The sequence below is a fragment of the Streptosporangium sp. NPDC000563 genome (assembly GCF_040299985.1).
Taxonomy (GTDB): domain Bacteria; phylum Actinomycetota; class Actinomycetes; order Streptosporangiales; family Streptosporangiaceae; genus Streptosporangium.
Genome location: NZ_JBEPDA010000003.1, coordinates 37,946 through 61,181, shown reverse-complemented (window position 1 = coordinate 61,181; position 23,236 = coordinate 37,946). Strand labels below are relative to the sequence as shown.

Genomic DNA, 23,236 nt, shown 5'->3' with positions numbered 1-23,236 from the left:
ATTTAGACGTTTGCATGCTACCGGTCAATGCGTTTTAGACGGTACGTTGACGGCCGTGCAGGAGTCCGAGTGTGAGGCGGCTTCCGGCCATGTCGTGCGCCTGGAAATTCACCAGGGTCGCAGGGGCGTGCCGACCGGGCTACCCGTCGGCACCGCCCAAGAAGCCCTCGACCGCGCCTGCGATCTCTACCTCAACTACTGACCCCCGACGAACTTCCGGGCGGGGCTCACTCAGCCCCGCCAGGCAGGCCGCCGAAGCTCTCGGGCGGCGTCTTCGCGAGATTCGTACGGGCGCCAACCTCACCGGCCGTGCCTTGGCGGCCGAAGCGGGCCGGCACTACAGCAAGGTCAGCCGTTCGGAGCACAGCGGCAAGACTCCCACCGAGGAAGAACTCCGGATCTCGTGTCGGATTTGCGACCCCGAGGACTGGATTCCAGAAACTTATCGGCCCTGGATGAGGGGCCGCTTCCACGTCAGCGCCAGCGTTCCCGGGGAAGGCGTGGTGCCGTCGCTTCGGCCCTTCCTGGCTGGGACCTTTGCTCCCTTGGCCGTACGCGTCGTTCATCTGGGCCAGTAGGTCCTGGACGTTTCCGGCTTCGATAGGGCGGGGGCGTGGTGGAGCCAAAGTCGGGGTCTACGAGGGAGGCGATGTCAGTCCTCTGGAAGAGGTCGTACGCTGAAAGGAATGCTGGACAGCTCTTCGTTGTTCACGGTGAAGATCCATTTGTAATGTCGGCCTGGACTCAAAGGGGGAGGCGGCACACTCACTGTGAAGCTGGTCTGCAGGTCCGTCTTCTGTAGGATTTCATCGACTTCCACCTGTGCCGTCTTGTCCAATCCGACACTTCCGCCGAACTGGATCGGCCTGCCCCCTTCCGGGGACGATGTCGTAACTGATTCGCCGTCCTCATCGACCAGGTAAAGGTTGAATTCGCGCGGCGAGCCTGCTTCGTCCCAGGACAGCCGTAGGAAGACAGCAATCGTCATAGCCGGAACAACGGGGCCGGTTACCGACCATCCTGCGCCAAGCATATGAATTTTTCCGGTGGCCGGGTCGGATTGAGCGGAGTCGCATAGGAGAAGGAACGCCTGCACTATGCGCTCCTTCGAATAAGATTGACGGCCATGACGCCTGCTGTGCTGCTTTGTGCCGCTGTCGTCTGTGTTCCTTCTCCAGTGCCCTTCATACGAACTATGAGTGAGGAGGGTGCCTGGGTCGCGGGTTCCTTGGTGGTGGTCACACAGACCGTGTGGCGTACTTCGGCTCCGATGGCAAGGGCGTACCGGCGAATCGTGGAAAGGTGTGGATCTCCCCCGACGCGCTCGAAGTCGGAAACGGACGGCTGGGTGCGCCCCATGCGGCTCGCCACATCCGCCTGAGAGAGGCCGAGCTGCTTACGCGTCGCAACAAGAGCTTCGATCAGCTGCATGTCACGCTCAATGGCAGCACTCTCCCGGCGCACGGCAGGGTCGTCCAGATCGATGCCCAGCAGATCGGCGATGTGCTGATCCATCATGACCTCCTCATATCGGGTTCACCTTATATCCTGCTCTGCCACTCGGCTAGCCGATCTCGAGCGACTTCCACGGCTCGGTCTTGAGCTCCAGAGCCTCCCTTCATGTGGAACTTGAGACCGAGGAGGAGATGCTCTCCCTGGGGGTTGACGGCGTAGTACAGGCGGTACTCGTTCGTCTCATGGGTGAGCCGAGCCTCGTGTAGCCCTTTGCCCAGGTGCTTGGTATCGCGTCGAAGTGTCCTGCCGTCCTCGATGCGCTGCATGAGGTTCCCTAGCTCCAGCCTCGGCGGCCTGCCCTGCAAGACCTCGCGGATCTCCTTGCTGACCACATCGGATCCAGAAGCTGTGGTATAGAGCTGCCACTTTGACCTCTGTCTGTCCTGCACGCGTGCACCTTTGCCTGCGTTTGGCTATCGATGGTGAACGAACCTACATGGTTTGAAGTGCAATTGCTCTCCGGCTCAGAGATTCCGCTTTGGTGGGTGTAGCCAATATGGATTTGCTAGTAGGAGTTAAGGTCTGAATTGCGTCAAAACTTCAAAAAGTGAGGTGGTTGGCGCATATTGGAATATATAGACAGAAAAAGCGATAGGGGGTGTTCAGGGAAAAGGTCGTAACGCTTTCGGTTGCTGGGGCAGGGAATGCCGCTGACCTGAAAGCCCTCGCTCGGGCGGACATCTCTGGGCGCGGTTGCCTGTGAGACCCTCCATCGAATGCTTTGTTTCCTCGCCTCGGAAGGCTCATGAACATCTCTGACGACGCGTTCGAGGAACTGTTGGCCGGCTTCGAGCGCAGCGCTGTCCATCTGGAGATGCGGGATGCCTACGGCACCGCGGTGGAGTTGCCCTATATGGCCAAGTGGGCGGCCGGAGAACCGGATGACCTGGAGTGGTTGCAGGGCTGGTGCTCCACACTGCGCGAACACGTGAAAACCGGCAAGACGATACGAAGGGCACGTATCGTTTCGGAGCCGCTGAGTGACTATCAGCGCTGGTCGTACAGCGTCGCTCATCCGATGGTCGAAGCCGGCGAGGACATCCGCTGGGTTCCGCGACGTCTGGTCTCGTCGGTCCCTTTACCGGGCAACGACTTCTACCTGTTTGACGATCGCCTGGTGGTGTTTCTCCACTACGCCGGCAACGGCCTGGGAGAAGCGAAGGTGGCGTCCACCGATCCGGGCGACATAGCGCTGTGCAAGAGCGCTTTTGAGACCGTCTGGAAACTCGCGATCCCCCACAGTGAGTACACGCCAACCTAGCCCCGCCCGGCAGGCCGCCGAAGCTCTCGGGCGGCGTCTTCGCGAGATTCGTACGGGCGCCAACCTCACCGGCCGTGCCCTGGCGGGCTGGCGCTACTGAATAACGCGCTGGTGGAAGCTGGACCGATCAGAGGGTGGGGCTCGTGAGTGTTTTGGTGAATGCTCGGTTGATGGCGGGGTCGCGGCCGTTGACGTAGCGGGCGGCGGGTTGGTAGCCGATGCCGGTGTAGAGGGCGAGAGCTGCGGTGTTGCGTACGCCGGTTTCCAGGATGGAGTGCTGTGCCCCGTTCCGTGCGGCGTGGTGTTCGAGGGCGGTCAGGATGCGTTCGCCCAGGCCGAGGCCGCGTAGGCGTGGGACGGTGTACATCTTCTTGATCTCGATGGTGCGGGTGTTTTCGTCGAAGGTGCGGTAGCCGCCGCAGGTCACCGGGACGGTGTTGAGATAGCCGACGAGGAACAGGCCGTGGGGCGGGGCGTAGGAGGCGGGGTCGGCTTCGAAGGGGTCGGCGTAGCCGTAACGCTGTTGCTGGTCGTCGAAGAGTGCGTGGACCAGGTGGGTGGAGTCAGGGTGATCGTAGGGACGGGGCCGGATGAGGAAACGGGTGGCGATCATGCCTGGGCCAGTGCGGTGTCGAGCCGGGGGAGAAATGACGCGACCGCCGGGGAGCGGCTGCGGCGGGCGAAGGCCGGGCGCAGGCGACGCAGGTAGGTGAACGCGCGGATCGACTGGACCTCGTCGAGTCGGGTGAGCGCGGCCTGGCCCGCGTCGACCGCCGCTTCCACGTCGCCGCGCAGTAGGTGAGCGTGGGTGAGGAAGGTGCAGTGCAGGAGCGCGGAGCGCGGGTAGTCGGGTCGGGCACCGACTATGGAGATCGGGGCGAGCAGGCCGATGGCCTCGTTGAGCAGGGGTTCGCGGTAGACGGTCATCTGCTCACCCAGGACGACGAGGGCCTGTCCGGTCTCGGCGGTCAGTTGCTCGGGCTCCAGGTAATAGAGGTAGGTCGGGGCGATGTCGGCTGAATCCAGCAGCTCCCTGGCCTTCTCTGAAGCTCGGCGGAATGCGGAGAGGTCTCCGGCGGCGGCTGCGGCGGTGGCGATGCGGCCGGTGATCCGGGCTCGCGTGACGGCGTCGGCCGGACAGTAGCGTTCGGCCGACGAGGCGATGTGGACGGCTTCCTGGCCGTGGCCGGCGAAGGCGGAGATGTAGGCAAGCATGCCGATGGCGTTCGCGGCCCGGCCCAGCTCGCCCAGCCCTCGGGCGACACGTTCGCTGAGCAGGAGATAGCGTTCGGCGGCGCCGGGGCGTTGGGCGTCGAAGTGGACCCAGCCGACGAGTTGGGCGAGGTCGGCGACGATGGTCAGGAGCTGCTGCCCGACTGCGGGCTCGTAATCGGCGCACTGGACCAGATCCAGGACATTGCGCAGCTCACTGGTGATGTAGCGCAGGCTGAGCGCACCGCCGCCGTGCTGGTCGTCGAGCTTGCGCAGTGCTTCGACGTGCGCGCCGATCAGTCGTACCTGGGACGGCAGGACCCGGTCGCGACCCGCGTTCCGGTGGGGCTGTGACACGGTCGCGTGCAGGCCGTCGAGTACGGCGGCGGCGAGGTCGGGGCCGGAGGCGGCGGCGACATCGGTGTGTTTCCCGGTGCTGAGACTCGTCAGGTCGTTGAGCGACCGGAGGATGTCCTCGACGTTCGCCGAGGGGCCGAGAGTGGAGACGGCGGGCAGAGGTGAGGGCTGCCGGGACGGCCAGAGCTGCTCGACCCGGATCGTGTGGCCGAGGTGTTCGGAGAGCACGATGGCCGCCACCGAGGGGATGGGGTCGTAGGGCTTGTAGCCGTGCCGAACCCAGGCGTAGGGGGCGGTGGGATCGATGCGTCGGTTGCCGAGGCCACGTCCTTGCAGCCAGGAGTTGATCGCGGCGGCGAGCTGGCGCGGGTTCATCTCAGCGCGTTGCAGGATCTCGGCCAGCGCCGTGGGCGTGTGCGTCATCCGGGCCTCCCTGTCTCAGGCGAACGGTAGCCCGATGACTACGTGGTGTGAATGACCCTGTGGATCAGAACGGTGAACCTTCACGACCTTCACGGGGTGGCCGGGAGGTTCACGACCTTCACATCGCAAACATTGTCACTCTGCGTTGCGCTACTGGTCCACTGGGTGACGGAAAGGCGGGGCGGTATCGACCCGTCGACGAGACCCGGGAGGTACGGCGTGGCCCCCTCGACCAGGCTCCACGACTACCGCGTGCTGGTGAAGACCCTGCCGCCGGGCTCCGCGGCCCGCAGGGCCCGAGCCGTCGTCAGGCAGGTGCTCCAGGACGCGGGTTTCGACGGCGAGGAACTCAGCGATGCCGAGAGCGCCGTCGCCGAACTGGCCGCCAACGCGGAGGAACACGGCTGGCAGCCCTTCGAGCTGCGGGTCGTCTTCGTGGACGGTGAGCCGTCCTGGTGCGAGGTCATCGACGCGGACCGAGACCTTGACGGTATCCTCGCCGTCCTCGATCGGCTGAACGCCTGTGGCGAGGAACCCGATCTGGGCCTGCTCGCCGAGTGCGGCCGGGGGCTGCTACTGGTGCATGCCCTGTCCAAGGGCCGCTGCCGGGCGTACGTGACCCGGATGCGTGCCACCGGTACTCCCGGCAAGGCCGTCGGGTTCGCGCTGCCCACCAAGACCGGTCCGCGTCCGAGTTCCCCCGTGCAGGACGACGGACCGTCCCCGAAGGCCGGTGCCCACCTTCCCACGCAACCGTGGGCCCCAGCCTTCCCTGACCACCACCTGCCCTCCTGATTCCCGGGACCGGCGGCGATGACCAGGACTCACACCGCCGGTCCCGGCTCCACGGAAGGTAGTGCGTCAAAAAAGGTCGCGTACCTGCCGAATGAACGTGAACCACTCGCCTGGCCCGGGGGTTTTGTATCCGCTGCGCTTCAAGGTCAGCTCCAAGGTCTTTCTGAGTGGGTGAGGTGACTGCATGATGGCCGCGTTCCGCTGCGCGAGTCTGAACATCTCCTGTTCCGTAGGGGTTCGGTTGCTCTTGCGGCCGTTGCACCCCGCGTGGGTGGGAGCCAGGTTCCAGATCGCGTCCAGGTCAGGTACCGTCCCTCTGCCGCCGGAGGGAAGGAGCCTCTTGAACGAGAAGGGGAACACGTGGTCGACGGCGATGTCGTCGATGCCCAACGCGATGGGGTACGCGCAGATCAGGCAGAGGCCGCGTTGGAAGCCGATGACCGCGTCCGCGACGCCGGCGACCGATCGGCGGCGCTGCCGGTCGGTGATCTGCAGGGTGGTCAGGTCCACGACGACACCCTCTTTGACCAGGCTCTGGCCGATCCCGGTGGCGAAGGACGTCTCCACGATGCTCCAGCGGGCTGACAACTCGCCCCGCAGGGTCAGGGCCTGCTCCGACTGGGCGATGTCGCGCAGTTCCTTGCTCAACCGGACGACCCGTTCGTGGGAGCGGCCGGTCACCTCGTAGAAGCGATGCGGTATCTCCGCTCTTTCGCCACGCAGGTTGTGGAACTTCTGCATCACCATCTCGGGCATGGACTTGATGGCCGCCGCCAGTAGTTCTTCGGTGGGACTCCCGAGTCTGAGCGACTCCGCGGCTTCTCGCTCGGCCACCGAGAGGAAGTCCTTCTCTCCCCGTGCGCCCTTCTCAGGTCCCTGCGGGGCCTGGCCGAGGTGCTGTACCAACTCCATCGCGTACGGCACCGCCAGGTCCCGGAGCAGGATCTCCGACCGGCCTTCGGCGGCGGCCTCCAGGAGCGCGAAGCCGAGGGCGAATTTGTAGGTGCGACTGTTCGCCCCTATCAGTACGGCCATGCGCCATGAGGAGCGTGGGCTCTGTTCCCAATGGGATAAATCCATGCGCCGTCACCCTTGGTGTGTATTTGCCGAAATACAGGCTATTTTCACAGCGCGGGTGGGCGGGTGCGCACGACAGAGAAGGCCGGGTAGTCTCTGGGCTTTCCGAAGGGAGCCGTACGTGCGCGAAGGGGTGCTCTGAGGTGGGGAAACTCGTGCGGGACCGGATCCCGGAGATCATTCGCGCACACGGCAGAGAACCGGTGGTGACCGTGCTCGGGGACGCCGACTACCGGGCGGCCCTGTTGGAGAAGCTGTTCGAGGAGGCGGCGGAGCTGCGCGAGGCTCCGGCGGCCGAGGTGGCGGAGGAGATCGCCGACGTGCTCGAAGTGCTACGGGCCATCGCCACGGTGCACGGGCGCGAATGGTCGGACATCGAGAAGGTCGCCGAGGCCAAGCGAGCCGAGCGGGGTGCCTTTGTCGAACGGCTCCACCTTGGCTGAGAGTGCCGCCGAGTCGGCCTACTGATCTCAGCGGAGACAGGCGAGGTGCTGGAGGGGGGAGCCGCGGTAGCCGTCAGGGCCGGGAGCGCCGGCCCGTCCGCGTCGAGGCCGAGCAGCTCGCGGAGCTGCTCCCGGCGCGCCGTCTCGACGTTCTCCCCGGCCAGGTGGCCTCCCGGTAGGTGGGCATCGGCTTCCCACGCCAATTCTTCTGACATATCCCCTTTTAGCGTGTCAAGTACTTGAAAAAACAACAAGATCCATTCACGATTCTTGACATGGTCTGTAAAGATCATGCACATGCCATGTCACTTTCCCCGGCGGGGCAACCCCGCCCGGCGTGAAGGAGATCGTGTGTCAAACACCCCCCGGCACTGGCGGACGGTCCTGACCGGGACCGTCGTCGCCCTTACGCTCATGCTCCCTCAGGGGGCGGCCCAGGCCGCGCCCGTACCCCAGAAGATCGAGGAGTCGGTCCTGGCGGACCTTTCCGCGGACGACAAGGCCACCTTCTGGGTACGTCTGAAGAGCAACGCGGACCTCAGTGCCGCTCGTCGGGCGAAGACCAAGATCGAAAAGGCCAAGCAGGTATTCCAGGCCAAGACCGACCTCGCCGCGAGGTCGCAGGCGGGCCTGCGTAAGCTCCTCACCGCCCAGCACGCCGACTTCACCCCGTTCTGGATCGCCAACGCCGTCCAGGTGACCGGCGACGCCAAACTGGCCGCGGAGATCGCCGACCTGCCCGAAGTGGAGCGGATCGAGCCCGGCCGCGTCGTCAAACTGCCCGAGCCGCTGCCGGGCAGGGACGTGGCGAAGGTCGACGCGGTCGAGTGGAACATCGACCGGGTCAACGCACCCAGGGTCTGGAGCGAGCTGGACACCCGCGGCGAGGGCATCGTCGTGGCCAACATCGACAGTGGTGTGCAGTTCGACCATCCCGCGCTGGCCGCCCAGTATCGCGGCAAGAGGGCCGACGGCGGCGTCGACCACGACTACAACTGGTTCGACCCGGCGGGGGTATGCCCGAGCGACGCGCCGTGCGACAACAACGACCACGGCACCCACACCATGGGGACCATGGTCGGGAGTGAGGCCGCCAACACCATCGGCGTAGCTCCCGGTGCGAAGTGGATCGCCGCCAAGGGCTGTGAGACCAACAACTGCTCCGACGCCTCGCTGCTGGCCGCCGGGCAGTGGGTGCTCGCGCCCACCGACCTGAACGGCGCCAACCCGCGCCCCGACCTCGCACCCGACATCGTCAACAACTCCTGGGGCGGCGCCGGATTCGACCCCTGGTACAAGGAGGTCGTCGAGGCGTGGGTCGCGGCGGGCATCTTCCCCGCCTTCTCCAACGGCAACGTCACCGGCGCGGGATGCAACTCCAGCGGCTCGCCCGGACAGTACGGCTCCAGCTACAGCGCCGGCGCGTTCGACGTCGGCAACGCCATCGCGAGCTTCTCCACCCGGGGCACCGGCGAGAACGGCGAGATCAAGCCCAACCTCGCCGCGCCCGGCGTCAACGTGCGCTCGTCCGTACCCGGCGGGTACGGCGCCTTCTCCGGCACCTCGATGGCCAGCCCGCACGTGGCGGCCACCGTGGCGCTGATGTGGTCGGCCTCTCCCGCCCTGCAGGGCGACATCGCCTCCACCCGGGAACTGCTCGACCGGACCGCGATCGACGTCAACGACACGCGGTGCGGCGGCACCGCCGAGGACAACAACATCTGGGGGGAGGGCCGGCTCGACACGTTCGCGGCGGTCCAGGCCGCTCCCGCCGGGGCGCTCGGCGCGCTGCGGGGCACCGTCACCGCCGGCGACTCACCGGTGGCCTCGGCGACCCTCACCGTCACCGGGCCGCTGAGCCGTACGGTCACCACCGCGCAGGACGGGACGTACACACTGCCCCGCCTGCTGGAGGGCGACTACCAGATCACCGTCAAGAAGTTCGGGTACGGCGACGCCACCGCGACGGCCACCGTCGTGGCCGACCAGACGACCACCAAGGACGTGGCGCTGACACAGCAGCCCCTGGGTACGGTGTCCGGAACGGTCACCGCCGGGGGAGCCCCCGAGGTGGGCGCCACCGTCGTCGCGGTGGGCACCCCGGTCAGCGCGGTCACCGACGCCGCGGGGCGGTACGAGCTCACGCTGCCGAACGGTGGCTACGAGCTCAAGACCACTCCGCTCTCCCGGTGCGCGAGCGGCCTCACCGTGGCGATCACGCTGAACGGCGACCTGACCAAGGACATCGAACTGCCGCGCCGCACCGACTCCTTCGGCTACACCTGCACCAGCGGGAGCGAGGCGTACGTCGCGGGCACCGTCAAGCAGACGATCACCGGCGACGACGTGGCCCAGCCGATCACGCTGCCGTTCACCTTCCCCTTCTACGGCGCCGGCCAGACGGCCGGCTGGATCAGCAGCAACGGGCTCCTGAGCTTCGCGGCCAGCAGCACCGCGGCGAGCAACGGATCGTTGCCCTCCACCGCGGCGCCCAACGCGGCGATCTACCCCTACTGGGACGACCTGGTGCTGGACGCCCAGGCCGGGGTCTACACCGCCACCGTCGGGACCGCGCCGAAGCGCACCTTCGTCATCGAATGGCGCGACGCCCGGTTCTACTCCGACGCAGGCCTGCGCATCTCGTTCTCGGCGCTGCTCGGCGAGGACGGTTCCATCGGGTTCCGCTACAAGGGGATCAGCAGCGAGCGGGCCGCCGGGAACAGTGCCACGGTGGGCATTGAGAACGCCAGTGGCACCGACGCGCTGCAGTACTCCACGAACAGCGCCGCCCTCGCCGACGGTCAGAGCCTGACCTTCGTCGCGAGCCGGCACGGGATGCTGGCCGGCACCGTCACCGACGCCAACGACGGCAAGCCGCTGGCGGGTGCGACGGTGAAGGTGGGCGATGTGGCGACCTTCACCACCGGGGCCGACGGCACGTTCCTCGGGCAGGTCCTGGTGGGGGACTACCCGGTCGAGGTCTCCAAGGAGAACTACGGGACCTTCACCCAGGAGGTCACCGTCACCTCCGGAGCCCTGACCCGGGTCGACACGGCCCTGGCCACCGGCCAGGTGACGGCCTCGGTCGGCGAGCTGACCCTGGTGATGCCGGCCGGGGCCACCAGGACCGGCACGGTCGAGCTGACCAATCTGGGGGGCGCCACGGCCTACACCGTGGTGACCGATCCCGCCCAGGGCTGGCTGGCCGTGACGCCCGCCGCAGGACAGCTCGGCTCGGGCCAGGCGGCGACGTTGAAGGTCACCGCCTCCAGTTCGGGGGTCCAGCCGGGCACCGTCCGCACCGGCAAGCTGCTGGTGCGCTCGGCGAGCGGCCGTAACCCGCAGCTGGAGATCACCGTGGTGGTTGTGGTGCCCAAGCTCCAGGTCGCCGTCGAGGTGGGCGGGACCAAGGACGTCGTCGACGCCGCCGGGGACCGCTGGAGCGCCGACCGGAAGCACGCCACCGGCGGCTACGGCTATGTCGGCAGCGGCACGAAGACGAGCACGGCCAATAAGACGATCACGGGCACCACCGAGCAGACACTGTTCAAGAGTGCCCGCGAGGCGATGCTGGAGTACCGGTTCGACCAGGTGCCCAACGGTACCTACACCGTCGAACTGGGCTTCGCCGACACCCGGAACACCGCCCCGGGCAAGCGCGTCTTCGACGTCATCGTCGAGGGCGAGCTCGCGATCCCCGCGCTGGACCTGGCCCTGGAGTCCGGCACCTACACCGCCGTCACCCGGCAGTACACGGTGAAGGTCACCGACGGCCAGCTCAACCTACGGTTCGCCAAGCGGATCGGTGACCCCATCGTCAACGCCATCCGCATCTCCGAGCGCCCCGACAAGGCCACTCCGTAACGGCCCTGACCACCGCACGGCCCGTCCCGCCTCCGTGGCGGGACGGGCCGTGCTCCGTTTTCGGGGGCGCCTTCCGGCCTGTCATCGGAGGGCCCGGCGGAATCGATCGCCGAGGTCGGTGAGGCGTTCGACGGGTTCGTTGGCGAACACGAGCCGCAGGTAGTGCCCCCCGCTGGGGCCCCAGCCGTCCATGGGGGTGGCTGCGATCTTCGCCCGGTCGAACAGGTGCTGGGACAGTTCGAGGGCGGTCAGCTCCAGGGGTCTGGTGTCGATGAGGAGTGACCAGCCGCCGTGCGGCCGGATGGCAGGGTAGGCGGCGAGCTGGTCCAGGACCGTCTCGCAGCGCCGTTGCCATTCGGCGGTGGCGGCGGCGATGTCGGCGTCGGCGTCGGGTGCGTCCAGTGCGGCGGCCACGGCTTCCTGGGCCAGGCCGACCTGGCAGACGACGTTGGTCAAGCCGACGAGGCGGATGTCGGCCATGATGGGGGCGGGGCCGACGACCCACCCGACGCGCCAGCCGATGAGCCGCAGTTCCTTGGAGGCCGAACCGACGGTGATGGTGCGCTGTACCAGGCCCTCGTGGGCCGCCGGGTGGCTGGGCGGGCGGCCGTCGAAGCGGATCCGTTCCATGGCCGCGTCGTAGATCAACCAAGCGTTGTGGCGTTCGCAGGCGGCAGCGAGGGCGGACCAGTGGTGGTCGTCCAGGACGAGGCCGGTCGGCATCGCCGGTCCCATCATCAGGACCGCCGCCGTGTTGGGGCCGACGGCGTCGGCGAGTCGTTCGGCGTCGATGGTCCAGCCGTCCGCGGTGGGCTGTGCGGGGACGAAGCGGGGGATGCCGCCGGCGAGCCGGATCCGATTGACCAGGCCGGCGTAGATGGGGTCGCACAGCACGACCTCCTGCCCGGGTTCCACGGTTGCGAGCAGCGTGTTGAGGATGCCGTTGAGCCCGCCGGCCACGCTGACGCACTCGGTGTCGGCGTCATAGCGGCGCCCTGAGATGCGCCCGACGTGCGCCGCGGCAGCCGTACGAAGGGAGCGATGCCCCTGGAACGGCAGATAGCTGTTGGCCGCGTCGTCGTCGACGGCGGCATGCGTGGCGGCGATGGCAACGGCGGGCGGACGCAGGTCGGTGTCGAGATTCTCCAGTCGCAAGAACTCCGGGTCGCCTGCGGCGTCGGCCGCGTCACCAACGGTGTCCACACCGATACCTGGGATGTCACGCAGCCGCGTCACCGTCATGTCGCCTCCGAGTTCGACCACTTTACTGGTACAGACATACCACTAAGCTGATACGCATGGATCTTACGCACGTGGTTGGGCAGAACGTGCACCGGCTGCGCACGGCGGCCGGGATGTCGCTGGCCGACCTGGCGTCCGCCAGCGGCATCAGCAAGACCACGCTGCACGGCATCGAACAGGGCCAGGGCAACCCGACCCTGAGCACCCTGTGGGCCTTGGCCACCGAGCTGAAGGCGTCCCTCGGCGAGTTGCTGGAAACGCCCGCCTCGGCGGTCGAGGTGGTACGCGCCGGTGACAGGCGGCCGCAGGTCGAGGGCGACGCGGTCAGCGCGCGCCTTCTCCACCGCATCAGGCTGCGCGGCACCGTGGAGGTCTACGACATCGCCATCGGGCGGAGCACCCAGCACTCCGAGGCTCACCTGCCCGGTGTCGAGGAATGCCTCGTTCTCACCCACGGACGCGTCACCATCGGCCCCGCCGATTCCCCCACCGATCTGGCCGAAGGCGATTCGATCCGGTTCGATGCCGCTCGCTCGCACCTGTACCTAGGTCACGCCGTGCACAATCGCGCCGTCCTTCTCATGGTGCACCCGGAGAGCTGACCCGAGCATCGGCCGGCAAAAGCCACAAGAAGAGTCATCTTCACCGGCCCGCCGACGCATGATCGTTTTCCAGTCCTCGCCGTGAAAGGGCAGATACCCGCTTGGCACAGAACCGTCGAGTTGAACCCTGATGTCGATGTGCGGCATCGGCGAGAGCGTCGTTACCCGCTGAGCGGGATGGTGTAGAGGGTTCTGTCCTCGGCGAGCCACTGGTGGTCGATGAACCGGCCGCTCATGCGTCCGGTGAGGAAGAGGTAGGTCTCCAGGCAGGTTCGTTCGTGGTGTTCGGGTTCGACGACCCAGGATCCGGAGTGCACGGCCCCGGTGGACTCGGGGCAGCCGACTTCCGACCATGGAGCCGGGTTCGGCGATGGTTCTCGATCGCTTCGGGAGGCTACGGCGGCTCATGAGAACGGAGGTTTCAGTCGGGTGGTGTCTCGCGCGCCCAGCGGGGCGGCTCTCGTCTGGCGGCTTCGATCGCCGCGCGGGTGGGGCGGCCGACCGAACCGGGGACCCGGTCGAGGGAGACACCGAGCGCCTCGGCCCAGAGAACGCGCCAGGAGAGCCGCCGGGCGGCTTTCCGTTCGGCGCGGTGACGGCGGCGGTCGGCCTCGCGGTGATGACGGCGGTCGGCCTCCGCTCGGGCGGCGGACTCGTCTCGCAGCCACGGCGGGGTTTTCCTGAGCAGCCTCGCGACGTGGTCGGCCGTCCAACGGCCGCCGGCCGGGCGGAGCCGCCGGAGCACGTCGGCGGGTATGCCGAACAGTTCGGCCGGGATCATCTCAACGGGCACGCCCAGCTCCCGTTCCGCGTCCTTGGGAGAGACCAGGAGGGGTACGAGCTCCGCTGATCTCGGGGTGAATTCGGCGAGCATCGCCTCCAGGTCGGTGCGAGAGAGGCGGGCATCGCGCAGGATCTCGGTGAGCGGTGGGATGCGGGAGTCCGTCATACGACGAATGGGGCTGAGCGGTCCTGGCCAGATGTCGGCGACGGTCATCAGCGCAGCGGTCCACAGGAGGACCCGCACGCAGTCCGCGTCGAAGGCGGGTTTGATCGTCTCTAGCTCCGCGCGGGCCGCGACGGCGCGTTCGAGGTTCAGCTTGCGGGTCTGGGCGGCCTTTCTCGCGGCATCGGAACGGGAGACCGCTCGCGCGGCGGCGCGTAGCTCGGTGTCCGCGTGGACGTGGTCGGCCAGAGCGTCCACGTCGGCGGCGCGGTAGTAGCGGACGGTGAGGATCCGGCCGTACTTCCTGATCTCCTCGGTGGCCACGGGTGCCAGACCGGTAGCGGCGATGATCCGTTTGAAGCGGTCGGACGAGACACCGAGCCTGGCCGATGCCTCGGTGACGGTGCAGCGGCGCTCCGCGGCGAGTAGTTGCCGGAAGTGCTCGATGTCGGCTTCGGCCGCCCTGACGGAGACGGGGTCGAAAGTCCGGTCGGGAAGGCGCCGGAGCAGGCCTGTCGTGGCCGCGAGCTCGATCTCCCAGACGCTGAGCCCGAGCGTCTGCCGGACCGTGTTCCTGCCCAGGCCCCGTGCCATGGCTCCACCTCCCGTGTCGGACGTCAGTGTGCCGGGCCGCTACGACATTTCAGTGAGTCGTCATTCGAAAGCGAAGAGTGATTGAGGGGTGGTGATTGTCGCAGACGTCGTCGCCTTGTAGATCGTCACTATCGGTGACGGCGATTCGAGCCTGAGGCAGATCATCGCCATCGGTTCCACTGACGAACATCACCGAGACGGCAGGCTCACGCGACGGCCTGGCACAGTTCGGCTCCGCGCCGGGGGCGCATGGCCGGGTCAAGTCTTCAGTCGCTCGGTCAGTGAGCGGCGATCGCGTCGAAGCGGGGGGCGTCAGCGGCGTGTCCCCAGCGGCGGCACTCCCAGGCCAGGCGCCGGGCGCGGAGCCGTAGCGCGACGGGGGTGCGGTCGGCGGGACGGGGGTGGCCCGCCGATCGGACTCCCCTTCCGAGTGGGGCGTCGGCGCGCAGGACCTCCTCGGCGGCAGAGGGGGAGTCGGTCAGCACCCGAAGGAGAGCGCGGCGTACGTAGCCGAAGTCGTCGTTGGGACAGCGGGCGATGTGCTCCTCGGTCGCCGCGTGCGCGTCGTCCAGCCGATTCTGCGTCAGCAGCAGCTCGACGCGCAGGCGGTGCAGCCACGCCCTGTCGTACCACCAGCCGTTTCGCGGGATCGCGTGTTCCACGGTGGTCAGGGCGTCGGTGATCCTGCCTTCCTCGCGCAGGAGCACGGCCCGCGCGAGCGCGAGGCGCGCCGCTTCGTGGTCGCCCTCGGCGCCGACCGCGCGGGCCTGGGCGAGGAGGTCGCGGGCGTCGTCGGTGCGGCGTTCGTAGAGGGCGAGGTAGGCGCGGCGGACCAGTCGCGGGACCTGCACCTCCGGCTTCTCGTCACCGCCGACGAGCGGTGGCGGGAGGAGGCCGAGCAACCGCCGGTCGACGTTCCAGCCGGTCTCGTCGCGTACGGTGGCCTCGATCCGCTCGCTCAGCACCTCGCGCAGTGAAGCCTCCAGCCAGCCGTGGTACCACGCGCCGAACGACTCGGCCTGCGGGGCGAGTGCCTCGCCGACGCATGTCCAGTCGCCCCAGACCTGGCCCGCCGCGGGGCCGTTGACGACGAGGTGGGAGCGGTAGCCGCAGCCGTGCTCGGAGACCGGCAGCAGTCCCTCGAAGGCGGCCTCCATGGCCTCGTCGTAGCCTTCGTCGTCCGTGGGCGGCTCCCATTCCTCCGTGAAGGGGAACGGGCCGAACCGCGTCCAGGAGGCGTCCGGCCGCACCCCGTGCACCCCGTAGTACGGGCCGGCGCCGCCGTTGCCGAGCCGGGTCAGGAACGCGCGGTAGTCGGCGGGGAAGCGGACCCCGATCCGCGTCTCGACGTCCTCCAGTGTGGCCTCGTCGAGCGGTGGCTGGAACCGGTAGCGGTGCTCGCGGGCGCCGAAGAGGTCGAGGTCCGTGTCGTACTCGCGGAGCGCGTCGATGCCGCGCCGGATGACGTCCAGATCCACAACGGCACCCTATCCGGCCCTCCTCCGGCGGAGGTTGCCGCCGGTACGAACGGCGGCGATGGCCTTTTCCATGCGTCCCAGCAGGGCTTCGCTCTCGCTCTCCGGGAGCAGCGCTGATAGTCCATGACGAGCAGGGCGGTGCGTGCGGGGTCGAGCGCGGGGATGGTGCTCATGCGAGTGTCCGCCTTTTCTGGGGAGTCCGGCCGGTGTCGTTGGGGTGGGGTGTGCGGTCGTTTCTGGGCAGCAGGAGCGAGGTCGTCAGGAGGAGGAGACCGGCGATCGCGATCGCGGTGCGGGGGCCGGTGAGGCCGGCCAGCAGGCCCCATGCGCCGGTCATGGCCGCGATGGTGGCCTTACTCGTGATCGACCAGGCGGCCAGGGTGCGGGCGACCCGGTCCGGCGGGAGCTGTTGGAGCCGGTAGGTGGCGAAGACCGGGTTGAACACGCCCATGCAGGTGATCAGTCCGAGTTCGACGGTGATGACGAGGAGGAGTCCGGTGGGGCCGGGGCGGACGAAGGCCAGTCCCAGCGGCCAGCACGCGCGCAGCGTCCCGGTGGTGAGCATGACCCTGTGGTGTCCGAACCGGGCGAGGAGCGGGCGGGCCAGTCGCGAGCCGACGAGGCCGCCGACGCAGGGGAGGCCGAAGGCGAGGCCGTACTGCCAGGGGGTGAAGGCGAGGTCGCCGAGCATGAGGACGGCGAGCAGCGGTGAGGTCGCCATGATCAGGCCGTTGACCAGGACGGTGTTGAAGAACAACGGGCGCAGCGCCGGGTCGGCGAGGATGTGGCGCCAGCCCTCCAGTAGGTCACCGGCTCCGGGGCGGGAGGAGGTGGCGGTTCGCGCGGGGCGTGGCTCCTGCCCGCCGATGGCGCGGATCCCGGCGGCCGACAGCAGGAAGCTGACCGCGTTGGCCGCGACGCTCGCCACCGGGCCCACCAGCCCGATCGCGGCGGTACCGAGCGGTGGCCCGAGCGCGGTGGCGGTCCAGGTCGTCGCCTCCAGCCGGCCGTTCGCGACGAGCAGGTCCTCGGGGCGGACGAGCGCCTTCAGACACGCTCCGCTCGCGGCGGTGAAGGCGATGTCGGCGGCACCGACGACGACCGCCACGACCAGGAGCTGGGCGAGGCTCAGCCGGTCGAGGAGGTAGGCGGTGGGAACGCTCATCAGCGCCGCGAACCGGATCAGGTCCATCGCGATCATCACCGGCCGTTTGCGCCGGAACTCCACCCACGGCCCGAGCGGCACCGCGACCACCGCCCCGACCGCGAGTCCCGCCGCGGCCAGCGCCGACACCTCGGCGGGCCCCGCGTCCAGGGCGAGAATCGCGATCAGGGCGAACGCGTCGAACGCAAGCCATGTACCGAACGTGCTCGCCGCGTACGCGGCCCAGAACCATCCGAACCGCCGACCGGGCGACCTTCCCACCGCGCGCCTCGCCATCTCCTGAGGGCAACCATCTGTTGACTCGTGGGATCAAAGCGGGGAGCAGGAGGGCAGGTCAAACAACTGTCTGGCCGGAACCGCACAACAGCCGGTTGTTGGATATGGTCAGGCGGGTGTTGGATTTCGATGCCGTGCGCACGTTCGTCGCCGTCGTGGACACCGGCCGGTTCCAGGACGCCGCCGCGGATCTGTCGATCACCCAGCAGGCCGTCTCCAAGCGCGTCGCCGGGCTGGAGAAGGACCTCGCGGTGCGGCTGTTCACCCGCACCGCGCGCGGAGCCCGGCTCACCATCGACGGGCAGGCGTTCCTGCCCCACGCCCGGGAGCTGCTGCGCGTCACCGAGCGCGCGGTCGCCTCCGTACGCCCCGGCAGCCGTCCGCTGCGCGTGGATGTGATCGCCTCGCGCACCGCGCCGTCGGGTCTGATGCGCGACTTCCACCGCGCGCACCCCGACATCGAGCTCGACGTGGTGACGCTGTCCGATGTCGAGGCGGCCGTCGCCGCCCTCGCCGCCGAGGCGATCGACGCGTCCTTCCGCGCCGTCGCCATGCCCGGCCGGCCTCTCCCCGCGGGCATCGAGTCCGTCCGGGTGCTCGACGAGCCGCTCCAGCTCCTCACCGGGCCCGCCCACGCGCTGGCCGACGCCCGGTCGGTGACCGTCGCCCAGCTCGCCGGGCACCGGATCTGGATGCCCGGCATCGTCCCCGGGACCGAGTGGGCCGCCTACTACGACGACCTTGTCGCCGAGTTCGGCCTCACCATCGAGGCGACCGGCCCCAACTTCGGCTCCGACGCGCTTCTCGACACCATCGCCGACACCCCGGCCCTGGCCACCTTCATGGGCGAACACACCCGCCTGGTCTGGCCCACCGGCCACGGCCTGCGCCGTATCCCGGTAACCGACCCGACGCCCGTCTACCCGCACTCCCTCCTGTGGCACCACATCAACCCCCACCCGGCACTGGCCGCGCTCCGCGCCCACTTCGCCGCCACCACAGCCGGCCACGACACCGCCGAGACATGGACACCCGCCTGGGTGATTTCACGCTGAGACGCCGCCACACCTGCACCCGTCACGCCGGCCGCCCTCATCCGGAGAATCCCGGGTGTGGAGGACGGCACTCGGCGGCGGGAAACGGAAGGAAAACGGGTGGCCGGAGAAAGTGGCCTGCTTCTACGCTCGGTGGCCATGACCTTCGAGTGGGCTCCGCTGTCCAAGGGCGACGTCGGGGCGTGGGCGGAGTTGCTGGCGGCGATCGACGAGGTCGATCAGGTCGGGGGGAGGGAGTCCGAGGACGACCTCGCCGAGCTTCTCGCCGATCCGCGGCTCGATCCCGCCGAGGGCACGCTGGGGGCGTGGGAGTCCGGCCGGCTGGTCGGGTACGGGGTGACGATGGTCCGGGCCTCGGCCGAGCCGGTCCATCGGATGCACCTGTGGGGTGGGGTGCGTCCGGAGTCTCGGCGCCGAGGGCTGGGAGGACACCTGCTGGAGTGGGCGATCGGCAACACCCCGGTGCTGCACGAGCGCCGTTTTCCCGGGAGGCCGCTCGAACTCCACGTCCAGGTGGACAGCCGCAACGAGGGCCTGCTCGCGCTGGTCGCGAGGGCGGGGATGACGCCGGTCCGGTGGTTCTACGGGATGACCCTCGACCTGGGCGCCGAGCTGCCGAAGGTCTCGCCGCCGGACGGGCTCACAATCGCCACCTATCGGGACGATCTTGAGGATGCCGTCAGGGAGGTGCGTAACCGCTCGTTCGTCGACCACTGGGGGAGCGTTCGGCACACCCCGGAGTCCTGGCGCCGCACCATCGTCGGGGTGCGGGCGTTCCGGGCGGAAGGGTCCTTCGTCGCGCTGGACGCATCGGGGGAGAGCGTGGGCATCCTGCTCACCCACTGTTTCGACGCCGACACCGAGGCGACCGGGATCCGCGAGGCATGGATTCAGATCATCGGCACCCTGCGTGAGTGGCGGGGCCGCGGGGTGGCGAGCGCCCTGCTCGCGCACGCGCTGCACGCCTTCCGCGCGCAGGGGTACGACAAGGCCGGGCTGGGGGTGGACGCCGACAATCCGACCGGGGCCTTCGGCATCTACACCCGCGCCGGGTTCGGGATCGAACGTCGTTCGATCGAGTACACGCTTCCGCTGGGTCCGGCGGTGACGTGATCCGCATGCGGGCCTTTGTCGGTGCCCGCGTTTCCCGCCGCGGCAGCTGGGGCGGCCCCGTGAGCCGGGTGCGGGGCCTGGCACGTCCCGGCCGTCCTTTTCCGCCGGAACGGTGTGCGAGTCGGCGGTACGTCCGTGACCGGCGGACGCGGGCCGCCTAGCCTGGAGGTGTGCGTACCGATCCGGTGACGTTGTTCCTCTGTGGGGACGTCATGCTCGGCCGCGGCGTCGATCAGATCCTTCCTCATCCGGGTGACCCGACGCTGCGGGAGGAGCATGTCCAGGACGCCATGACCTACGTTGATCTCGCGGAGGCGGCGAACGGCCGGATTCCCTGGCCGGTCGGCTTCTCCTGGCCGTGGGGGGATGCCCTGCGGGTGCTGGCGGAGGCCGCGCCGGAGGTCCGGGTGGTGAACCTGGAGACGAGCGTCACCCGGAGCGACGACTTCGCGGCGGGGAAGGCCGTGAACTACCGGATGAGTCCGGCCAACCTTCCCTGCCTGGCGGTCGCCCGGCCCGATGCCTGCGTGCTGGCGAACAATCACGTCATGGACTTCGGCCGACGAGGGCTGGAGGAGACGCTCGACGTCCTTGCCGGGGCGGGGCTGCGGTCGGTGGGGGCCGGCCGGGAGGTGGGCGAGGCGAGGCGACCGGCGGTCGTCCCCGTGGCGGGGGGAGGGCGGGTCCTGGTCTTCGCCTGCGGGACGGAGTCCAGCGGTGTCCCGCCGGAATGGGCGGCGGCGCCGGACCGGGCCGGGGTCGATTTCGTGCCCGAGCTGTCGGAGGCCGCCGCGGCCGAGCTGGCCGACCGGGTACGGCGGGCCAGGCGTCCCGGTGACGTCGCGGTGGTCTCCATCCACTGGGGTTCCAACTGGGGCTACCACGTCCCTCGGAAGCAGACGCGCTTCGCGCACCGGCTGGTCGACGGCGGGGTCGACGTGGTGCACGGGCACTCTTCGCACCACCCCCGGCCCGTCGAGGTCTACCGGGATCGGCTCGTCCTGTACGGCTGCGGTGACCTCGTCGACGACTACGAGGGCATCCCCGGCTACGAGGAGTACCGGGACGATCTGCGGCTGCTGTACTTCGCGTCGGTGGAGCCCGGTTCGGGCCACCTGACCGGTCTGCGGATGGTGCCCCTGCGGGCCCGCCGGATGCGGCTCCAGCACGCCTCGGAGGAGGACTCCGAATGGCTGCGGAGGGTTCTCGACCGGGTCGGCCGGAACTTCGGGTCACGCGTCGACCTCGAACCGGACGGCGCGCTCGTGCTGCGGTGAACGTGAGCGAGACTTCGGGAGTGCCCCGGGTGCCTGGGGTGGTGCCTGGGGTGACCGTGGACGGTGTCCGGTCGTGCGGTCGGGACGGTCTCTGAGAACACGGAGGCGGGACGCCCCTGTGGGGACGTCCCGCCGTTCACACGTCTCGGTTGTGGGGTCGGGGCGACTTGGCCGCCCCGTTCGGCCCGTTGGTGGGGCCGCCCCGCCGGTCGAGTGGATCAGTTGTGGTTGTGCTCGTACATGCCCCTCTCGGGGATGGTGCTGGAGACCACGGCCTCGTAGGTCTTGCCGCGGGGGTTGGGGCGGGGGTCGACGAGGCCGGCGCACTGGCCGCTGCCGGTGATCTGGTTGGCCACCCCGGCGTTGGACGGCGCGGGCGTGTTGCCGGTGCAGGCCAGCGCGCCGCGGACGCTGCTGCCCGCCATCACGAGCGCGTCGGCGGTGGTGTTGCCGTTCAGCACCGCCGCGCCCCTGAGCTCGGCACCGGCGATGATCAGCCGGCCGGTGGTGCCGGAGATCGAGACCGCGCCGTTGACCTGTGCCTTGAGCAGGTGCACCTCGGCGGCGCCGGTCGCGGTGACCGCTCCGTTGATCGTGCCGCCGGTCACCACCAGGGACGCGCCCGCCGAGACGGTCACCCCGCCGTTGATCCGGGCGTCGTTCAGGCAGGTGACGCCGGAACGGACGGGGAGCGTCCCGTTCCTGGTGCCGGTGACCGTGGTGGTGCAGGCGGGCGGCGGCGCGAGGGTGGTGACCGTGAAGTTCTCGGCCGTGCCGTGGTTGCCGCTGGGGTCGATCGAGCGGTACTCGACGGTGTGCCTGCCCCGGGGCAGCTTGCCGAAGGTGAGGCTGTCGATGACGGTGCCGCTCTCGCTGAACGTCCACGGCAGGTCGGCGGAGGTCGGCCAGCCGAAGTAGTTGAACCAGCCGTCGCCGTCCACCCGGGACTCGCTGACGACGTACCCGTCCTGGTCGTCGTCGCCGGTGAGCCTCATGGTGAAGGGGCCGTTGTAGACGTAGGTGTCACCGGAGGAGACCAGGGGTTCGGAGAGCCGGTAGCCGGTGGTGGGCGGCGTGTTGTCGACGGTCCAGGTTCGGCTGTCGCCGCCGGAGGTGGCGGTGAGGGTGTGGTTGCCGGGGGTGAGCGTGAGCTCTCCCAGGTCCAGGTCCCCGTCGTTGTCGTCGAGCCGCCTGCCGTCCAGCGTCCAGGTGACGGTCGGGACGTTGTCGTCGGGGTGGGTGGTCTCGACGTAGACGACCTCGTCGTGGCCGACCGCCTGGTTGGTGGGCGTGGAGGAGAGCAGGCCGGGGCCGACCTCGGCGGGGACGGTGGTCACGGTGGTGTCCACCGTCCAGGTGCGGGTGGCGGTGAGGGCGCCGGAGCGGATGGCCGGGTCTCGTACGAAGTCGGTCGGGTCGGTGACGGTCGCCTTGACCGTGTGGGTGCCGGCCGGCAGGTTCAGCGTGCGGAGGTCGAGGGTGGTGCGATCGCCCGCCAGGTCGGTGCCGTTGACGCTCCAGACGGTGGTCAGCGAGTGGCTGTTGGGGTGCAGCGGCTCCACCCAGAGCACCCGGTCGGCGCCGACCGGCGACGTGGCCGGCGTGCCGTCCTGGATGAGGCCGGTCTTGGCGGAGATCCTCTGGGTCATGATCTCGCGGCTGACCTGGTCGTAGTAGTAGCCGAGCGTCCTCATGATGGAGTGCTCGCTGGGCCGCCAGACCCCTGTGCCGAAGTACAGGCCGCCCTCGTGGCGGCCGATGGTGCCGCCGGCCTCGCTGGGTTCGCCCAGCCAGCGCCACCACTTCCTGCGCTGGTCGGCGATCTGCTGCTCGGTGAGCAGGGTGTGGTGCGCGGAGCTGGGTTCGGCTCCGGTGTAGGCGCCGCCCTCCACGCCGCGCGTGTAGTAGGTGTACTCGTCCTGCAGGCCGCCCAGCGAGTGGCCGATCTCGTGCGGCGCGATGAGGGCCGACATCGAGTTGTGGCCGGAGGAGGTGGCGTAGGCGCCGCCCGCCCCGCCGTAGGTGCCGCTGTTGCCCAGGGCCAGGATCTGCCGGTTGGCGCTGCTGGTCCCGGCCACCAGGTTGGCGTAGGTGTTGGCGGCCGAGTTGCTCATGGTGATCAGCCGCTGGACGCTGGAGGGGTTGCAGCCGCCCCAGAAGGCCATGCTCAGCGGGGTGTTCTTCCTCCCCGCGGACAGGTCGGGGTCGCAGCCGATGCCGGACTCGCCGGAGACGATGTCCACCCGGTAGACGTTGAAGTAGTTGCGGTAGGACTTGTACGGCTCGATGGACCACATCACGTTGAGCTGCTGGTCGGTGTCGGCGGCGAACGTGGACTGCTCGCCCGCGGTGTAGCCGTCACCCATGATGATCAGGTTGAACCGTTTGGCCGGGGCTCCGGTGACCTGGAGCGGCACCACGGTGGCACTGCCGACGGCGCCGTCGGAGGTGGCGCCGGCGGGTACGGCGGGCACGGTGAGCAGGGCGGCGGTCATCGAGACGGCCGCGAGGGCGGTGAGTGGCCTGGTGATACGCATGGGG

At 68.9% G+C, this 23,236-nt stretch carries 22 protein-coding genes; 10 read left to right on the top strand and 12 right to left on the bottom strand.

The features are described 5' to 3' along the window. The first annotated feature begins 55 nt into the window (after nt 1-55). Both ABT352_RS10970 and ABT352_RS10965 read left to right on the top strand, forming a co-directional pair. Nucleotides 56-202, top strand: a complete 147-nt coding sequence (locus ABT352_RS10970; RefSeq protein WP_350944855.1) for a hypothetical protein — start codon at nt 56-58, stop codon at nt 200-202. After that, nucleotides 183-578 (top strand): helix-turn-helix domain-containing protein, encoded by a 396-nt coding sequence (locus tag ABT352_RS10965; protein WP_350944825.1) that lies wholly within the window; start codon nt 183-185, stop codon nt 576-578. Before ABT352_RS10970 ends, ABT352_RS10965 begins: the two co-directional genes overlap by 20 nt. A 74-nt stretch (nt 579-652) precedes the next feature. Here the strand turns inward: ABT352_RS10965 and ABT352_RS10960 are convergent, their stop codons facing one another. The 3 genes from ABT352_RS10960 to ABT352_RS10950 are packed head-to-tail and all read right to left on the bottom strand — an operon-like array spanning nt 653 to nt 1,904. Next, nucleotides 653-1,096 (bottom strand): DUF6941 family protein, encoded by a 444-nt coding sequence (locus ABT352_RS10960; protein WP_350944335.1) that lies wholly within the window; start codon nt 1,094-1,096, stop codon nt 653-655. Then, on the bottom strand, nt 1,096-1,515 hold the full coding sequence (locus ABT352_RS10955; protein WP_350944334.1) for a helix-turn-helix domain-containing protein: 420 nt from the start codon (nt 1,513-1,515) through the stop codon (nt 1,096-1,098). Before ABT352_RS10955 ends, ABT352_RS10960 begins: the two co-directional genes overlap by 1 nt. 26 nt (nt 1,516-1,541) lie before the next feature. After that, on the bottom strand, nt 1,542-1,904 hold the full coding sequence (locus ABT352_RS10950; RefSeq protein WP_350944333.1) for a hypothetical protein: 363 nt from the start codon (nt 1,902-1,904) through the stop codon (nt 1,542-1,544). Nucleotides 1,905-2,260: 356 nt separating this feature from the next. Between ABT352_RS10950 and ABT352_RS10945 the strand changes: the two genes are divergently transcribed. Next, the gene (locus ABT352_RS10945; protein WP_350944332.1) at nt 2,261-2,776 is read left to right on the top strand and encodes a DUF6879 family protein; all 516 of its coding nucleotides are present in this window, start codon (nt 2,261-2,263) and stop codon (nt 2,774-2,776) included. Between the two features lie 127 nt (nt 2,777-2,903). Here the strand turns inward: ABT352_RS10945 and ABT352_RS10940 are convergent, their stop codons facing one another. Both ABT352_RS10940 and ABT352_RS10935 read right to left on the bottom strand, forming a co-directional pair. Then, nucleotides 2,904-3,389 carry a GNAT family N-acetyltransferase gene (locus ABT352_RS10940; protein ID WP_350944331.1) on the bottom strand — a complete coding sequence of 162 codons (486 nt, stop codon included), beginning with the start codon at nt 3,387-3,389 and terminating at the stop codon, nt 2,904-2,906. After that, a complete protein-coding gene (locus tag ABT352_RS10935; RefSeq protein WP_350944330.1) occupies nt 3,386-4,768 on the bottom strand; it encodes an NsdA family TPR-like regulatory protein in 1,383 nt (460 codons plus the stop codon). Before ABT352_RS10935 ends, ABT352_RS10940 begins: the two co-directional genes overlap by 4 nt. 219 nt (nt 4,769-4,987) lie before the next feature. Between ABT352_RS10935 and ABT352_RS10930 the strand changes: the two genes are divergently transcribed. Then, nucleotides 4,988-5,563, top strand: a complete 576-nt coding sequence (locus ABT352_RS10930) for an ATP-binding protein (protein ID WP_350944329.1) — start codon at nt 4,988-4,990, stop codon at nt 5,561-5,563. 66 nt (nt 5,564-5,629) lie between these two features. Here the strand turns inward: ABT352_RS10930 and ABT352_RS10925 are convergent, their stop codons facing one another. Then, nucleotides 5,630-6,598 (bottom strand): HNH endonuclease family protein, encoded by a 969-nt coding sequence (locus ABT352_RS10925; RefSeq protein ID WP_350944328.1) that lies wholly within the window; start codon nt 6,596-6,598, stop codon nt 5,630-5,632. A gap of 197 nt (nt 6,599-6,795) precedes the next feature. Between ABT352_RS10925 and ABT352_RS10920 the strand changes: the two genes are divergently transcribed. Next, on the top strand, nt 6,796-7,083 hold the full coding sequence (locus ABT352_RS10920; RefSeq protein ID WP_350944327.1) for a nucleoside triphosphate pyrophosphohydrolase: 288 nt from the start codon (nt 6,796-6,798) through the stop codon (nt 7,081-7,083). Between the two features lie 351 nt (nt 7,084-7,434). Further along, entirely contained in the window at nt 7,435-10,947 is a 3,513-nt protein-coding gene (locus ABT352_RS10915) for a S8 family serine peptidase (RefSeq protein WP_350944325.1), read from the top strand. Between the two features lie 81 nt (nt 10,948-11,028). Here the strand turns inward: ABT352_RS10915 and ABT352_RS10910 are convergent, their stop codons facing one another. Continuing rightward, nucleotides 11,029-12,189 (bottom strand): pyridoxal phosphate-dependent aminotransferase, encoded by a 1,161-nt coding sequence (locus ABT352_RS10910; protein ID WP_350944324.1) that lies wholly within the window; start codon nt 12,187-12,189, stop codon nt 11,029-11,031. 56 nt (nt 12,190-12,245) lie between these two features. Here ABT352_RS10910 and ABT352_RS10905 point away from each other — a divergent pair, with 56 nt between their 5' ends. Beyond that, a complete protein-coding gene (locus ABT352_RS10905; RefSeq protein WP_350944322.1) occupies nt 12,246-12,791 on the top strand; it encodes a helix-turn-helix domain-containing protein in 546 nt (181 codons plus the stop codon). A 161-nt stretch (nt 12,792-12,952) separates the two neighbouring features. Here the strand turns inward: ABT352_RS10905 and ABT352_RS10900 are convergent, their stop codons facing one another. From ABT352_RS10900 to ABT352_RS10885, 4 genes are all read right to left on the bottom strand, one after another. Next, complete coding sequence (locus ABT352_RS10900; RefSeq protein WP_350944321.1) at nt 12,953-13,108, bottom strand: hypothetical protein; 156 nt, start codon at nt 13,106-13,108, stop codon at nt 12,953-12,955. Nucleotides 13,109-13,212: 104 nt separating this feature from the next. Then, a complete protein-coding gene (locus ABT352_RS10895; RefSeq protein ID WP_350944319.1) occupies nt 13,213-14,331 on the bottom strand; it encodes a hypothetical protein in 1,119 nt (372 codons plus the stop codon). Nucleotides 14,332-14,609: 278 nt separating this feature from the next. Beyond that, entirely contained in the window at nt 14,610-15,809 is a 1,200-nt protein-coding gene (locus ABT352_RS10890; RefSeq protein ID WP_350944318.1) for an SMI1/KNR4 family protein, read from the bottom strand. 169 nt (nt 15,810-15,978) lie between these two features. Continuing rightward, nucleotides 15,979-17,250, bottom strand: coding sequence for an MFS transporter (locus tag ABT352_RS10885; protein ID WP_350944316.1), 1,272 nt, complete (start codon nt 17,248-17,250; stop codon nt 15,979-15,981). Between the two features lie 119 nt (nt 17,251-17,369). Between ABT352_RS10885 and ABT352_RS10880 the strand changes: the two genes are divergently transcribed. From ABT352_RS10880 to ABT352_RS10870, 3 genes are all read left to right on the top strand, one after another. After that, nucleotides 17,370-18,305, top strand: coding sequence for a LysR family transcriptional regulator (locus tag ABT352_RS10880; protein ID WP_502992861.1), 936 nt, complete (start codon nt 17,370-17,372; stop codon nt 18,303-18,305). A gap of 138 nt (nt 18,306-18,443) precedes the next feature. Further along, nucleotides 18,444-19,418 carry a GNAT family N-acetyltransferase gene (locus ABT352_RS10875; protein ID WP_350944313.1) on the top strand — a complete coding sequence of 325 codons (975 nt, stop codon included), beginning with the start codon at nt 18,444-18,446 and terminating at the stop codon, nt 19,416-19,418. Between the two features lie 170 nt (nt 19,419-19,588). Then, nucleotides 19,589-20,695 carry a CapA family protein gene (locus ABT352_RS10870; RefSeq protein ID WP_350944312.1) on the top strand — a complete coding sequence of 369 codons (1,107 nt, stop codon included), beginning with the start codon at nt 19,589-19,591 and terminating at the stop codon, nt 20,693-20,695. 218 nt (nt 20,696-20,913) lie between these two features. Here the strand turns inward: ABT352_RS10870 and ABT352_RS10865 are convergent, their stop codons facing one another. After that, entirely contained in the window at nt 20,914-23,232 is a 2,319-nt protein-coding gene (locus ABT352_RS10865) for a M64 family metallopeptidase (protein WP_350944310.1), read from the bottom strand. Nucleotides 23,233-23,236 lie beyond the last annotated feature (4 nt).